The following is a 14,496-nucleotide window of genomic DNA, read 5'->3' on the forward strand; positions in this document are numbered from 1 at the left end:
AAGGGAATTAAAAACGGGGTAAGTCAGCAAATGGGAGACGCCCGTGCTTGACATGCATACGACCATATTCAGCACAACGGTGCAGGGTCGGAATCGCCTTATCTGGGTTCAGTAACGAGTGCGTATCAAACGCCCGCTTCACAGCAAAAAAAGCATCCAGCTCTTCACGAGAAAACTGTACACACATTGAATTAATTTTTTCAATACCGACGCCGTGTTCACCCGTGATCGTGCCACCAACAGCGACGCACAGTTCCAGAATTTCTGCGCCAAACGCCTCAGCACGTTCAAATTCACCTGGCTGATTAGCATCAAACATAATCAACGGATGCAAGTTACCATCTCCTGCATGGAAAACATTGGCACAACGCAGGCCGTATTTTTCTTCCATATGAGTAATGCCAATCAGCACCTCAGCCAGACGTTTGCGTGGAATCGTACCATCCATGCAATAGTAATCAGGAGAAATGCGACCCGCAGCTGGGAACGCATTTTTTCGACCAGACCAGAAACGCAAACGCTCGGCATCACTCTGTGATACGGCAATCGCAGTTGCCCCCGCATTCTCTAAGACAGCGGTCATGCGTGCAATTTCCTCTTCGACTTCTTCGCTGGTCCCATCCGATTCGCACAACAAGATTGCTTCGGCATCCGTATCGTAACCAGCTTTTACAAACGGCTCGACCATACGCGATGAGGTTTTATCCATCATTTCTAGGCCAGCTGGAATGATCCCAGCGGCGATCACGTTAGCTACGGCATTACCACCTTTGACGACATCATCAAAAGAGGCCATGATGACTCTCGCTATTTGTGGCTTCGGTACTAACTTGACAGTCACTTCAGTCACAATACCGAGCATACCTTCAGAACCGATAAAAACGGACAACAAATCCAGTCCTGGTGCGTCCAACGCTTCACTACCAAGTTCAATCACATCACCATCAACCGTAACGACACGAACACGCAAAACATTGTGCACCGTGAGTCCATATTTCAGGCAATGTACACCGCCGGAATTTTCTGCAACGTTGCCGCCGATAGTACAAGCAATTTGTGATGAGGGATCTGGGGCATAATATAAATTCAAGGCGGATACCGCATCTGAAATCGCCAGATTTCGAACGCCGGGTTGAACAATCGCCGTCCGAGAATAGGCATCTACTTTCAGAATCTTATTGAGTTTGGCTGTAGATAATACCAATCCATCAGCAATCGGCATGGCACCACCGGATAAGCCAGTTCCAGCACCACGAGGAACGATAGGTACCTGTAAGCGGCGGCATACCTCCATGACGGCGATGATTTGCGCTTCATTTTCGGGAAGACAGACGACCATAGGAAGTTGGCGGAAGGCCGCAAGGCCATCACACTCATAAGGGCGAATATCCTCTTCGTCGTGCAAAACACAATGCGCAGGCAATACCTGGCGCAAGGCTTGGGCGACATCACTCTGACGTTTAACGAATATCTGATCTGAACTAATTTGCTCCATACCGACACCTTTTATTTATTTTTCACCCAGTGTAATCAGCTTTAGTTACCCGTGGGATGAATAGTTTGCCGCAACTTCACTGAATTGTTTTCAACGCATAAAAAAAGGACGCCTGGGCGTCCTTTTTGCATCACTTCAACCCGGATTAGACCGAGAAGGAAGAACCACAACCACAAGTTGTGGACGCGTTTGGATTTTTGATCACAAACTGTGCGCCTTCGAGATCATCTTTGTAGTCAATCTCTGCGCCAACCAGGTATTGGTAGCTCATTGAGTCGATCAACAGATGCACACCATTTTTAGTCATGGTCGTGTCGTCTTCATTCGTAATCTCATCGAAAGTAAAACCATATTGAAAACCAGAGCATCCACCACCCTGCACGAATACGCGCAATTTCAGGTCTGGATTACCTTCTTCTTCAATTAATTGCGCAACTTTTGACGCAGCGCTTTCGGTAAAAACAATCGGTGCTGGCATTTCGGCAACTGCATTCATTTCTTGCTCCTTCAATCTAAGATACTGCCATTATAGTCCTGACTGCGAAACTATGCATTGGACGCCGCAAGCATGAGTAATGCAGGTTCGTGCAACACATCGTGCGTCAATTTCCCTGACACCAACGCCCCACTGAGCATTTCCAGTGTTTTGTAGTGCACATCACCAGAAATTCTTGCTTTAGGTTGCAATTCTAATAATTCAGTCGAAAACACCGGACCATTAATTTGGCCATTCACAATAACATGCGCAGCACGAACTTCGCCATCAATAATTGCCTGCTCGGAAATAATCAGCATCGTAGACGCACCGAGTTCCGCAATCACATTCCCTTGGATGCGACCATCAATACGCAAGCCGCCTTTAAAATGCAGATCACCTTCTATTCTTGTACTGACGCCAATTAAACTGTCTATCGTGTTTTTTGCTTTTCGGTTAAACATGAAATGCTCCTTCTTTGAACATTTTCAACATACCGTCACTGACCAAATGAAGATCACAGAAACGTGGTTGAAAAAGTTTATAAATTAACAGCCTGCTGCGCTCGGACAACGCCTCTTTCAAGCACTTTGACTTGTACGTTTTTCGCTGTAGCGCCGTCTGGAATAGCAATCACTCCCTCCAGCCGCTGGTAATGTTTAAACGATAATTTCAATTTACCAGCATCCCCCGATTTAGGATCGGGGAACGCCATCGTAACAGGTTTACCGGCTTGTACCAAGCTGACAGAAAATTGCAATTCGCCGTCAAAGTCTTTGGTGTTTTTGACGCCTTGCATCACCAGCGCGCGGTACCGCAACTGTCCCTGCCCCTGTAGCTCAACTTTGAGGTTTTGTACAGTAATGCCATCAGTACCAGTCCCCGAGGGCATCAAACCTTCAAAAAAAGCTAAGTCATCTTTGAGTTTTTGATTTTCCGAGGTCAGGGTTTTAACCTGTTCGGCTAATTGCTTTTGCATTGAATGGTCAATGTTGAGCTTACTCTCAATCGTATTTGCATCCAATTGCAACCGATCACGCTCCGTCGTCAGTTGCTCGATTTTTTCTTGCATGTCTTGCACCTGATTTCGATTGAATCGAGAACCAAACGCGAAGCTACGTCCTAAGTCGTAGGTCCACCAAGCAAGCACAGCAACCAACGCGATTGCCAGAACTGAAACGCCGATTTTTAGATGCCACGGCCATGAGTGGGAAATCGTCAGTTTAGGGGCCAGATAGCGCCGATGCGTAAAACGTGATTTGCCCATGGTCAGTTATGGCAATACCGGCACATGATGCAAGCCAGTTGTCTCATCCAGACCAAACATAAGATTCATGCATTGCACGGCCTGACCCGATGCACCTTTAACAAGATTATCTTGCACCACTAACACCACCACTGTTTTACCGTTATTGGGGCGGTGTAAAGCAAGACGCAACATGTTAGAAGCGCGTGTAGAGCGTGTTTCAGGATGTGAGCCAAATGGCATAACATCCACAAAAGGTTCGTTTTTGTAGGCGTCAACAAACAAGGCTTGCAGTTCTTCATTAGTGATATCACGTGTCAGACGTGCATATAAGGTCGAATGCATGCCACGGATCATTGGAACGAGGTGCGGCGTGAATAGCAACTCAACTGGTTGCTTAGTTAGTCGCTGCAACTGCTCAGTGGTCTCAGGCGTGTGGCGATGACCGGAGACAGCATAGGCTTTAAAGCTGTCGCTGGCTTCAGAAAACAAAATGCCAATTTCGGCTTTGCGCCCTGCGCCAGAAACACCGGACTTACAATCCGCGATCAGACTGCTAGCATCAATCACATCAGCTTTTAATAGTGGCGCATAGCCCAGTTGCATCGTCGTTGGATAGCAGCCAGGATTACCAATGACCCGTGCCGATTTGATCGCGTCACGATTCAACTCTGGCAAACCATATACGGCTTCTTTCAGGACATCGGTACACGTATGTGGAATACCATACCATTTTTCGAACTGCGCGACATCTTGCAAGCGAAAATCTGCCGCCAGATCAATAACCTTTACGCCAGCGGCCAATAGCTCTTGTGCCTGCGCCATTGCAACACCATGCGGCGTGGCAAAAAACACCACATCACACTCAGTCAGGTTCGCTTTATCAGGTGCAGAAAATGCCAGATCGACCTTACCCCGCAACGAAGGATACATATCAGCGACAGGCAAGCCATCTTCTTTACGCGATGTGATGGCAGTTAATTGCACATTAGGGTGCGTTGCCAGCAAACGCAATAACTCAACGCCTGTATAGCCAGTACCACCTACAATGCCTACTTTGATCATTTACTTTTCCCAGTAAAAATTTTTTCACTATTCTAACAGCAGACTTCTGCATCTCAGTAGTTGCGTTAAAAATCGTTACATCAAAACATAGAAATAAAAAAAGCCGTCCAGAGGACGGCTTTTTGACCAGGCGAAAAAAAATTAACGCTTGGAGAATTGTTTTGCGCGACGTGCTTTGCGCAGACCAACTTTTTTACGTTCAACTTCACGTGCATCACGTGTAACGAAACCAGCTTTTGACAATTCTGGTTTCAACGCTGCATCGTAGTCGATCAGTGCACGTGTGATACCGTGACGAACCGCACCAGATTGACCTGATTCGCCGCCGCCGTGAACGTTAACCATAATGTCGAAAGTTTCGAGATTGTTAGTTAATTCCAGTGGTTGACGGATAACCATCAAGCCAGTTTCACGAGAAAAATATTCGTTGGCTGGTTTGCCGTTAACAACGATTTTGCCGCTGCCGGACTTCAGGAATACGCGAGCAACTGCGCTCTTGCGACGGCCAGTTCCGTAGTTGTAATTACCGATCATGGCTAATCCTTAGATGTCGAGTACTTGTGGTTGCTGTGCTGCGTGCGGATGCGTTGCATCTGCATACACTTTCAGCTTCTTGATCATTGCATAGCCGAGTGGGCCTTTAGGCAACATGCCCTTAACAGCTTTCTCGAGTGCACGACCTGGAAAACGCGCTTGCATTTTCGTAAAATTTGTTTCATAGATACCGCCTGGGTAACCAGTGTGACGGTAGTATGTTTTGTTCAGAGCTTTAGTGCCTGTCACGCGCAGTTTGCCTGCATTCACTACGACGATGAAATCGCCCGTGTCAACGTGTGGAGTAAATTCTGGTTTATGTTTGCCGCGTAAACGGAGTGCCACTTCGCTGGCAACACGTCCGAGTACTTTATCTGTCGCGTCAATCACGAACCAGTCGCGCTGAACCTCATGGCCCTTAGCGGAAAAGGTTTTCATGTTGAATCCTAAAAAGTTAAATACGCCTTTGTGCGGTGGTTCTACCCATGTTTTGGCAGACTCTCCCTTGTTAATTTCTCGCTCAGGCAAATCGAGAATCGGAAATTATAAGGTTTTCAAAGACTTAGTGCAAGAACTGTTTAAATTTTAGGCACAAAAAAGTGAAACACAAAAAAATAGCCCGAAGTCTGTGCTTCGGGCTGAATCCACCAAAGGTGTAGGTGGAGGAGACAATTGCGTGGCAACTACAACGCCTGACTCTGCTGAGGCGCAATAACTAACCGATGAGTCAATAATAGGACAAGAAATTGTGCAGTGCAAGATAAATTAAGTAAATTGTGCGAAGGTTTCTTCTAATTTATATTTTCAATGCCATACGATAAGCATTTTGCTATGAAAGGATACCTTTTCAAAAACTCGGTCGCATTGAATGCAGTACAATTTACTATAGACAACAACAACGCAAGAAAAAGAGGACACTATGGAAACAACGGTACGCTGGACTGGCCCGTCAGGGATGTCATTTTTGGCTGAGACAGGCTCGGGTCATGCAGTATTAATGGATGGCGCACCAGAAGGCGGCGGCCACAACCGGGCACCCCGTCCGATGGAAATGGTTTTATTGGGAACTGGCGGCTGTACGGCGTACGATGTCGTTTTGATTCTACGTAAAGGGAAGCAAGATGTACGCGCGTGTGACGTGACCCTCCAGGCTGAGCGCGCGGAAACAGAGCCGAAAGTCTTTACCAAGATTCATTTCCATTTTACCGTACGTGGTCGTCATCTCAAGCCAACTTTAGTTGAGCGCGCCATCAAGTTATCCCATGAGAAATACTGCTCGGCATCTATCATGTTGGAAAAAACTGCAACAATCACGCACAGTTTTGACATTATTGAAGATCTGACCGACGAACTCATCACAGAACAGCAAGCCTAAGCTTGCCACTCTGTCAGCACGGCATCAGGCGTGTGTATCGATCTCCGGCTTACCAAACACATCACGGTAAGTCGGATAAAAAGAGCAATACAAAATCGTTGTCAGCAAGGCAGAGATAGGCAGCATAGCCAGCATTACGGCGACAGGATCGCCAATGATCACGGCAACAAACACGCTAAACAAGGCCGGCAAAATACCCGCAATCATCATCCATGCAGCGGCGTAGAGCAAAAAAGCTTTACCTGCATGTTTCACTGAAAAAAAACTGTAAAAAATCGCTTTTCCAACAGACATTTTTTTCCACATGATTAACGGTGCCGCAAACCAGAACGCCATTAAAGCAGGCAAATAAATCATCGCGGCGACCAGAATACCTAAAAACAGGCGCCCGTCTGGCAATTCTTTGGGGTCCGTCTGCTTTTGACTGGAAAGAAAATCAAATAAAGCGCCACCATCAACCCAACTGGAGACAAAAATAGCGAAGGCGATTGCGATCACGTACAAAGAGCCCAGTGCCAGTAGGCGACCAAAAGCCTCAGAACGAAAACCCACTAAGAGGAGATTAGGGTACACCTTCACGCCATTTTCAATACGATCACATGCCTGCATGAAACTCATACTAAATACAGGAATCAGCAATAAGGGCAGGAACTCTCCAGCGATAGGAATAAACCCTATCCCCATTACAATAAACATATAGGAGAAGAACAGCGTGAGCATCTCTGAAGGTTGTTGACGAAACAAGTAAAAACCTCGTTTCACCCAAAGCCAACCTGCTGTTGGTGTTACTGGATTCATAGTGTCGTCGGTAAATGTGGTACAGGTAACGACTCACGTAGGCGCAATATACGTTCAAAATGCGCCGGATCGTGCGGTGTCAGCATTTCCGCATCCCGTGGTTGATAATAGTCGTAAAGGCGCGACAACCAAAACCGTAAGGCAGCGGCTCTTAACATCGGTTGCCATGCGATTGATTCTTCTTTAGTAAATGGGCGCACCTGATGGTAGGCATCAAGCAAGGCCTGTACGCGTTCATGATCGAGTTCGCCCGTTACAAGATCAATACACCAGTCATTCACCGTCACCGCAACATCGAAAATCCAGGTATCACAACCAGCAAAATAAAAATCAAAAAATCCGGTCAGGCGCTCGCCAACAAACATAACGTTATTTCTGAACAGATCCGCATGAATAGGGCCACGTGGTAGCGCCTTATAAATTGGCGTACTTTCAAAAGCGTCCTGGAAATGAACTTCGGCACGCAACAAATGCTGTAACTCATCAGAAATAAACGGCAACACCTTTGGTGTTGTTTCATGCCACCAATCCAATGAACGCAGGTTATCCTGGCGCAATGGGAAGTCTTTCCCAGCGAGATGCATCCGTGCGAGCATTTCACCGACTTCTGCACAATGCGTGATTTGCGGCGCCATTTGCGAGCTACCTTCGAGCTTACTCACAATCGCTGCGGGCTTACCATGCAACGCGGCGACAAGTTCTCCATCTGCATTAGCGACTGGTGCTGGAACCAAGACCCCATGATCCGCCAGATGGCGCATGAGTTTTAAATAGAATGGCAGTTGTTCAAAACTCAGATTTTCAAAAATCGTCAGGACAAACTCACCAGCTTCTGTCGTAATAAAGAAATTACTATTCTCGATACCGGAGGCAATCCCTTTAATCGCAAGTGCTCTTCCAAGTGGAAATTGACGCATCCACCCGCTTAGGTCATTCAAGTTAACTGGTGTAAAAACTGCCATTATTGTTTCGCAAAAAAAATTCTAAATTATTTATTTATCAGTTGCACTTGCTGAAGCAGCATGCGCTGGTGCCTGTGGTAATACGGGTAAAGGTTCTACTTCTTTATTCTCTTTTTTCCCACCAAATTGGAAAATGGTCCACTGAGGAGGACGATTGTTAACCCCTTGTGCAGTGCCCTTCGGCGCGTTACCAATTTCAGGATCTGCTTTCAGTACATAATGACTGCCGCCAGATTGCACTTGAACTTCAGTGACTTTGCCTGCATTGTCGCGAATTTCTTTGGTTTGATTTCTTGGTTCAGGCTTGGCTGCCTTGATATCTGCCTCTGGCCGACCTTCTTCAAGCACCTCAAGTCTTGGCGGTGGCGGTGGCGGCGTCAGATCATTTTTTGTCTGCGTTGTCGCAGTCTGCGCAGTAGCTATACCCGCCAACAGCATAAAAAGCGCCGAACTGCATATACCCGCGCATAGTCTGACCGTTTTTTTCATGATGCTCACCTATTAAACTTTTCGTGCAGTCATTGTAACAAATCAAGCCTGCTTCGGTCGCGATTAATCACTGGCTTTTACACAGCGTCAATACGAAATACACTAAACAATAAATTTTTTTTACAGTTAAAAAAAAGAGCGGTCAAAGACCGCTCTTTTTAATCAACTATGGCATCAGGCAAGTGCCTGATATCAATTAGAACTGGTGACGAACGCCAGCAGTCAATTCATTGATGTTTGCGCCAGCTGTAGAAGCTACACCAGCGAAACCAGTGGAGTTTGCATCTTGATTAGTACGAGCATACGCTGTGTACAAATCAGTACGCTTGGATAAGGCATACTGGTAACCAATTGCAAACTGTTTAGCTGTACCAACAGTACCCTTAGCAGTAGCGGTGTCGTTTTTAACGTTAGTGAACGTTGCCAACACTTTACCAGTTGGTGTTACTGGAACTGTTACACCCAAAGTGAAAGTTTTAATGCTCACACCTGTGTCATCAGATTGCTTTTGGTAAACGAACACTGGCTTAGCTACGCCAAAATCATAATTAACAGCAACAGTGTTTGCTTTGATGCCGTTAGTCATTTTTGTTGAAGTGGCGTTATCTTTTACGTAGTTATACGCAATATCCAAGCCTTCAGCTTTGAAACCAACTGTCAAACCGAGTGCACGGCCAGCTGAGTTGTCGCCAGCAGCTTCACCAGCACCGTACTGACCAACACCGTAGAAACCACCCAAATTACTTGGTGTGTAGTAGAACACAGAGTTACCATCACGACCACGTGTGTTTGCACCGTTTGTAACTGCCGTATCAGCTTTACCGCCGATGTAGTAGATGCCGGACAAGCCCGAACCGCTGTTGATAAAACCAGATGCAAACGGATCAAAGTTATCAAAGAGCTGGAAAGTTGGTGTTTTATCACGACCCAGATTCACAGCACCGAAGTCACCAGACAAACCAACTAAAGAACGACGACCAAAAGTACGGCTTTGAGCAGAGGCACCAGTATCCATTGAGATACCTTGTTCCAATACAAAATTAGCTTTCAAGCCATCGCCCAGATCTTCAGTACCTTTGAAACCGATACGTGAACCAGATTCTTGACCGCTTTCGATTTTAGCTACTTTACCTGCACCAGCGCTCAAGCCTTGAACGCCAACGTCAGCGATACCGTAGATAGTTACAGAAGATTGCGCGAAAGCTGCGCCGGAGAATGCACTCATCAGAGCAAGTGCGAGGAATGATTTTTTCATTGTCTAGTATCCAAAAATGAATGTTAATTTTTTTGCTGCAGCACAAAATCTATCGCGGCAAAAAACTGAAATGCAGGTCTGTTTAAAGCCTTGAATCGAACTGAGATTCAATGACAAATGTCACAATACCTGCTGAAAATGACATTTTAATGAAATCAGGCTACTTTAAAAACAAGGTCTTACAAAGCGTTGCAATATAAAGACACAACAGATCGTAATTAGTTCAATCAAACGAAAAACGATTTATTACGACTCAAGGCTACATTATAGGCAATTTTTGACTATGCTGCATAGCACAACCCATATAGGGCAACATTACCGCTTTTCAAGTAGAACCCTTAATTGTTTTTAATTATTTGTTTATTACTATCTAAATATTCTTCAGCTACACGTCAAAAAAACTCGCTTCCATTCGGCACAAGCCTAGCGTCAAGCGTATCTGACACGACATCGCGACAACCTATATCTGGCGCGTTTTTTATCCTATCGTCTCCCACGGGGTTTGTTTTTGTGCTGTCATTGCACGCCAGTAGGCGCGCCCTGCAAACCACATAACAAGGGCAATCATGACACAGACAAATTGCCCGAGCGCGAGATGCAATGGAGACTGATCCAGCACCGGTGCCACAATACCAGCAATGATAGCCCCCAGCAGAGTGACGCTCGCCGACTGGCATGAAGCAACGATACCGCGAATATCAGGAAACAAATCGAGGACTTGCAGCGTTGCACCAGGGGCGACTAACGACATGCCAAACGTGTAAAAAAAGAGTGGCATCACCGACCAGAATAATATCGGTGCAGAGAAAAAATTGAATACGACATTAAACAAAGCTGCTCCGGTTAAAAAGCAAAACCCAATACTTACCTGCTTCCAGACGGTGATTTTTCCGGCCAACCTATTCGCCGCCAACGCCCCTAGAAATATCCCTCCGACGGAGGGGATAAACTGCCAGCCGAACTGATCTGCGTGCAATTTTAGATGTTGTGTAATAAACGTAGGGGCGGAAGAGATATACAAAAAGAGTCCGCCAAAATTGAAAGCGATCGTGCCAGCTTTTAAATGAAAAAGTGGCGATTTAAATACTTTTAAGTAACTTTCCCAGAGAAATTCAGGACTAAACTCTTGCCGCTTCTCTCGCGGCAAGGATTCCGGCAGAAATTTGTAACAAGCGAAAAAAAGCAACACGGTGTATCCAAACAACAACAGAAAAATACCACGCCACGACCAAAAAACCACAACCCAACCACCTAATATTGGCGCGATGGCCGGCGCAATGGAAAAAATCATGGTGACCATCGACAACAAACGCTCTGCGGGTGCGCCCGCATACAGGTCACGGATAATGGCACGTCCAATCACCATCCCTGCACCAGCCGAGACGCCCTGCAAAATTCTGAAACCCCATAGGTAGTGAATACTATGGGCGGATGCGCAGCCAAAGCTGGCAACGGCAAACACAAGAAGCGCAACAAGAATCACATTCCGTCGACCAAATGAGTCCGATAAAGCCCCATGCCATAGTGTCATGGTCGCGAAAGAGAGCATGTAAGCGGTCAGCGTTTGTTGCACTTCCAATCCACTCGCCCCCAGCGTCGCCTGAATATCAGGAAATGCAGGAAGATACGTATCAATAGAAAATGGTCCGAGCATTGCCAGAGCAGCAAGTAGCGTGGCGAGTCGCGCGTCACTCAGCTTATTAGTGGAAGGCATAAAAGATTCAGCAATTGGCTAGTTGAGTATTTCGTTCAATTAATAAAAAAAACTGGGCGGAAGGAAGTCCGCCCAGCAATTCAGATTCGAACAATATGGATGCAAAGAACCAAGACTTCACGCAACCATATTGATTCAAAAAAAATGTCCTTAAGGATTTTTACATACCTCCGAGACAGAGATATTTCATCTCCAAGTATTCATCGATACCGTATTTAGACCCTTCGCGTCCGAGACCAGATTGTTTGACTCCGCCAAACGGTGCGACCTCGTTAGACATTAAACCCGTGTTAATACCAACCATGCCGTATTCAAGTTTTTCAGCAACGCGCCAGACACGGCCGATATCACGCGAATAGAAATACGATGCCAATCCAAATTCGGTATTATTGGCTGCGGCGATAACTTCGTCTTCAGACTCAAATTTCATTACCGCAGCCACGGGACCAAAGGTTTCTTCTTGCATCACGAGCATGGCGGATGTGACATCAGACAACACCGTTGGCTCATAAAACAATTCGCCAGCAGCGTGTAGTTGGCCACCTGTTACTAATCGTGCCCCTTTTGCCTGCGCATCTGCGACATGTTCACTAACCTTCGCTATCGCTTGCTCATCAATCATCGGACCTTGCTGGACACCCGCAGCAAAGCCATCACCAACCTGAATTTTTTTAGCACCGATCGCCAATTTTTCAACAAATTGATCGTAAATTGATGCATGGACGTAAAAACGATTCGTACAGACACAGGTCTGACCAGCATTTCTGAATTTAGACTGAAGCGCACCTTCCACAGCAGCATCAACATCGGCATCATCAAACACAATAAACGGCGCATGGCCACCGAGCTCCAGAGCGAGTTTTTTGATCGTTGGTGCAGACTGACGCATCAAAATACGACCAACTGGCGTTGAGCCTGTAAACGATAAGTGGCGAACAACTGGGCTATCGCAGAGTACTTTACCAACGGCAACAGAACGCTCTGCGTCTGCCGTCAATACATTAATTACACCAGCAGGAATACCTGCGCGCTGGGCAAGTTCTACCATTGCCAAGGCTGACAACGGCGTTTGCTCTGCAGGTTTAATCACAATTGTGCAGCCAGCCGCCATTGCCGGAGCAACTTTACGCGTAATCATCGCAATCGGGAAATTCCAAGGTGTAATCGCGGCACAGACACCGATGGGCTGTTTCAGGACAACGATCCGTTTATCCGTCCATGTCGACGCCATGACATCGCCGGAAACACGTTTTGCCTCTTCTGCGAACCACTCTAAAAAGCTGGCACCGTAAATCACCTCGCCTTTTGCTTCCACTAAGGGTTTGCCTTGCTCTGCTGTCATGATCGCTGCCAAGTCATCCGCATGGGCAATCATCAGATTAAACCAAGTCCGCATTAATGCTGCTCGTTCTTTAGCCGTTTTTGCTGCCCACGCTGGAAAAGCGGCTTGCGCAGCAGCTATCGCGGCCTCTGTGTCGGCCTCAGTCACATTACTGACTTCCGCCAGAAGCTGATTCGTCGAAGGATTACTGACTTTGAAACGGTCTTCTGTAGAGAGCCAAGTGCCGTTGACAAACGCCGCATCGCGCAGCAGAGATGCATCTTTTAAGTGTAATTGTTGAGTGATTTGCGTTAAAGACATAGCAAGCTTTCTCCGATTGATTTATGACATTAGCCGATACGATACATCTGTCTCAAAAATGAAGCCTTAACAATGAAACAGTAAAAATTAACTCCTAAGGGTAAAGCAAAACGGTCAGCTCTGCAGAGATCTGACCGTTTTTATATTAAGAGAGCAACATCACTTACTTAGTTCAATTCTTTTGGCTTTGCTTCTTCACGGCGATTAAAACCTGCAACCATGTCAAAGCGGAACAAACGACATTCCAGTGCGCCATTAAAAAATGGCGTCTTGCGTGATTCTTTCAAGCGCAACATTTTTGGTACCGTTAAATCAGCGGTAAATAAAAAGACACTCCACCCTGCAAAACGTTGCTTCAAGGTAGAACTAAATGCGCTGAAAAAATCTTTCGCTAATTCATCAGTCTCTAATGTGCTGTCGCCACGGACGCCAATACGTTCACCGTAAGGTGGGTTGGTTAACAAGACACCAGGTGTCGTCGTTGGTGCTTTGATTTCCTGCGCTTCAATTTGCTTGAGAGGTACGTCAAAGCGGATACCAGCTTTGTTCAAATTATTGCGCGTCATGACCACCATGTCTCCAGAAATATCGCTACCGAAGATGGTTGGCTCAGCCGGAAATGGATTCGGTTTGACACTGGCTTTCATTTCCTGCCACTGGGCTTCATCAAACTGATGGAATTTCTCAAATGCAAATTCACGTTTCAGACCAGGCGGAATACCGGCCACAATCTGTGCTGCTTCAATCAAAATGGTGCCAGAACCACACATCGGATCAAACAAAGGCACGCCCGGTTTCCAGCCTGCGGTACGCAATAAACCCGCAGCCAGATTTTCACGCAGCGGTGCATCGCCCGTTTCCATGCGCCAGCCGCGTTTAAATAAGGCTTCGCCGGAGGTATCGAGGTAGATCGTGAAATTACGTGCATCCATAAAACCGACGATGCGCATGTCCGGGGTCTTCGTATTCACAGACGGACGTTGCGTGAACTGATCACGGAAACGGTCACAGATTGCATCTTTAATCTTGAGTGTCGTAAATTCTAAACTTTTGAGCGGGGATTTGACCGCAGTCACATCGACGCGAATGGTATGGTGATAACCAAACCAGTCTTCCCAAGGCTGTTCTAAAACCAGATCATAAATATCGTTTTCATTCACATAACTTGATTGCGCCATACGCATAAGTACACGAGAGGCGATCCGTGAATGCAAGTTAATGCGCCAGCTATCTTGCAAGCTGCCAGAACAATGCACGCCACCAGGTACCTGGTTATGCACTGACATGGTGGTACCAAGCGCAGCAATTTCAGACAACTCTTCAGCGAGAGCGATTTCCATACCGCGTGGGCAAGGGCAAAAATAGGAATATTTCGTCATGGGGAACCTTTTATCCGTTAAAAATCAAAAAACCTTCGCAATGACAACTGGTCGTTGCGATCCATCT

The 14,496-nt window shown here is 46.4% G+C and carries 15 protein-coding genes; 1 reads left to right on the top strand and 14 read right to left on the bottom strand.

From position 1 onward, the window contains the following. Positions 1-7: 7 nt before the first annotated feature. The 7 genes from ACO0KV_RS02070 to rplM all read right to left on the bottom strand — a co-directional run bounded on the left by ACO0KV_RS02070 (position 8) and on the right by rplM (position 5,253). The gene (locus tag ACO0KV_RS02070; RefSeq protein WP_423039396.1) at positions 8-1,495 is read right to left on the bottom strand and encodes an FAD-linked oxidase C-terminal domain-containing protein; all 1,488 of its coding nucleotides are present in this window, start codon (positions 1,493-1,495) and stop codon (positions 8-10) included. A gap of 145 nt (positions 1,496-1,640) precedes the next feature. Beyond that, positions 1,641-1,991, bottom strand: a complete 351-nt coding sequence (gene erpA / locus ACO0KV_RS02075) for an iron-sulfur cluster insertion protein ErpA (RefSeq protein ID WP_423039398.1) — start codon at positions 1,989-1,991, stop codon at positions 1,641-1,643. Positions 1,992-2,041: 50 nt separating this feature from the next. Next, positions 2,042-2,434 carry a bactofilin family protein gene (locus ACO0KV_RS02080; protein WP_423039400.1) on the bottom strand — a complete coding sequence of 131 codons (393 nt, stop codon included), beginning with the start codon at positions 2,432-2,434 and terminating at the stop codon, positions 2,042-2,044. Between the two features lie 77 nt (positions 2,435-2,511). After that, the gene (locus tag ACO0KV_RS02085; RefSeq protein ID WP_423039402.1) at positions 2,512-3,237 is read right to left on the bottom strand and encodes a DUF6776 family protein; all 726 of its coding nucleotides are present in this window, start codon (positions 3,235-3,237) and stop codon (positions 2,512-2,514) included. A 6-nt stretch (positions 3,238-3,243) separates the two neighbouring features. Further along, the gene (gene argC, locus ACO0KV_RS02090) at positions 3,244-4,281 is read right to left on the bottom strand and encodes an N-acetyl-gamma-glutamyl-phosphate reductase (protein ID WP_423039404.1); all 1,038 of its coding nucleotides are present in this window, start codon (positions 4,279-4,281) and stop codon (positions 3,244-3,246) included. Between the two features lie 141 nt (positions 4,282-4,422). Beyond that, on the bottom strand, positions 4,423-4,815 hold the full coding sequence (rpsI, locus tag ACO0KV_RS02095) for a 30S ribosomal protein S9 (RefSeq protein ID WP_110255177.1): 393 nt from the start codon (positions 4,813-4,815) through the stop codon (positions 4,423-4,425). Between the two features lie 9 nt (positions 4,816-4,824). Beyond that, positions 4,825-5,253 carry a 50S ribosomal protein L13 gene (rplM, locus tag ACO0KV_RS02100; protein ID WP_186911382.1) on the bottom strand — a complete coding sequence of 143 codons (429 nt, stop codon included), beginning with the start codon at positions 5,251-5,253 and terminating at the stop codon, positions 4,825-4,827. A gap of 481 nt (positions 5,254-5,734) precedes the next feature. Between rplM and ACO0KV_RS02105 the strand changes: the two genes are divergently transcribed. Next, complete coding sequence (locus ACO0KV_RS02105) at positions 5,735-6,190, top strand: OsmC family protein (protein WP_423039406.1); 456 nt, start codon at positions 5,735-5,737, stop codon at positions 6,188-6,190. A gap of 24 nt (positions 6,191-6,214) precedes the next feature. On the opposite strand, the gene ACO0KV_RS02110 is transcribed toward ACO0KV_RS02105, so the two are convergent. The 7 genes from ACO0KV_RS02110 to ACO0KV_RS02140 all read right to left on the bottom strand — a co-directional run bounded on the left by ACO0KV_RS02110 (position 6,215) and on the right by ACO0KV_RS02140 (position 14,429). After that, positions 6,215-6,988: a BPSS1780 family membrane protein gene (locus ACO0KV_RS02110; RefSeq protein ID WP_423039408.1), complete on the bottom strand. Its 774-nt coding sequence runs from the start codon at positions 6,986-6,988 to the stop codon at positions 6,215-6,217. Beyond that, positions 6,985-7,950 (bottom strand): homoserine kinase, encoded by a 966-nt coding sequence (locus tag ACO0KV_RS02115; protein WP_423039410.1) that lies wholly within the window; start codon positions 7,948-7,950, stop codon positions 6,985-6,987. The genes ACO0KV_RS02110 and ACO0KV_RS02115 overlap by 4 nt, the downstream gene beginning before the upstream one ends. Before the next feature lie 30 nt (positions 7,951-7,980). Next, on the bottom strand, positions 7,981-8,439 hold the full coding sequence (locus tag ACO0KV_RS02120) for a hypothetical protein (protein WP_423039412.1): 459 nt from the start codon (positions 8,437-8,439) through the stop codon (positions 7,981-7,983). A gap of 196 nt (positions 8,440-8,635) precedes the next feature. Next, positions 8,636-9,694, bottom strand: coding sequence for a porin (locus ACO0KV_RS02125; RefSeq protein WP_423039414.1), 1,059 nt, complete (start codon positions 9,692-9,694; stop codon positions 8,636-8,638). 478 nt (positions 9,695-10,172) lie between these two features. Beyond that, positions 10,173-11,408, bottom strand: a complete 1,236-nt coding sequence (locus ACO0KV_RS02130; RefSeq protein WP_423039416.1) for a multidrug effflux MFS transporter — start codon at positions 11,406-11,408, stop codon at positions 10,173-10,175. Between the two features lie 160 nt (positions 11,409-11,568). After that, a complete protein-coding gene (locus ACO0KV_RS02135; RefSeq protein ID WP_423039418.1) occupies positions 11,569-13,050 on the bottom strand; it encodes an NAD-dependent succinate-semialdehyde dehydrogenase in 1,482 nt (493 codons plus the stop codon). Positions 13,051-13,217: 167 nt separating this feature from the next. After that, the gene (locus ACO0KV_RS02140) at positions 13,218-14,429 is read right to left on the bottom strand and encodes a THUMP domain-containing class I SAM-dependent RNA methyltransferase (protein ID WP_423039420.1); all 1,212 of its coding nucleotides are present in this window, start codon (positions 14,427-14,429) and stop codon (positions 13,218-13,220) included. Positions 14,430-14,496 lie beyond the last annotated feature (67 nt).

This window comes from Undibacterium sp. RuRC25W, assembly GCF_049339825.1.
Lineage (GTDB): Bacteria > Pseudomonadota > Gammaproteobacteria > Burkholderiales > Burkholderiaceae_D > Undibacterium.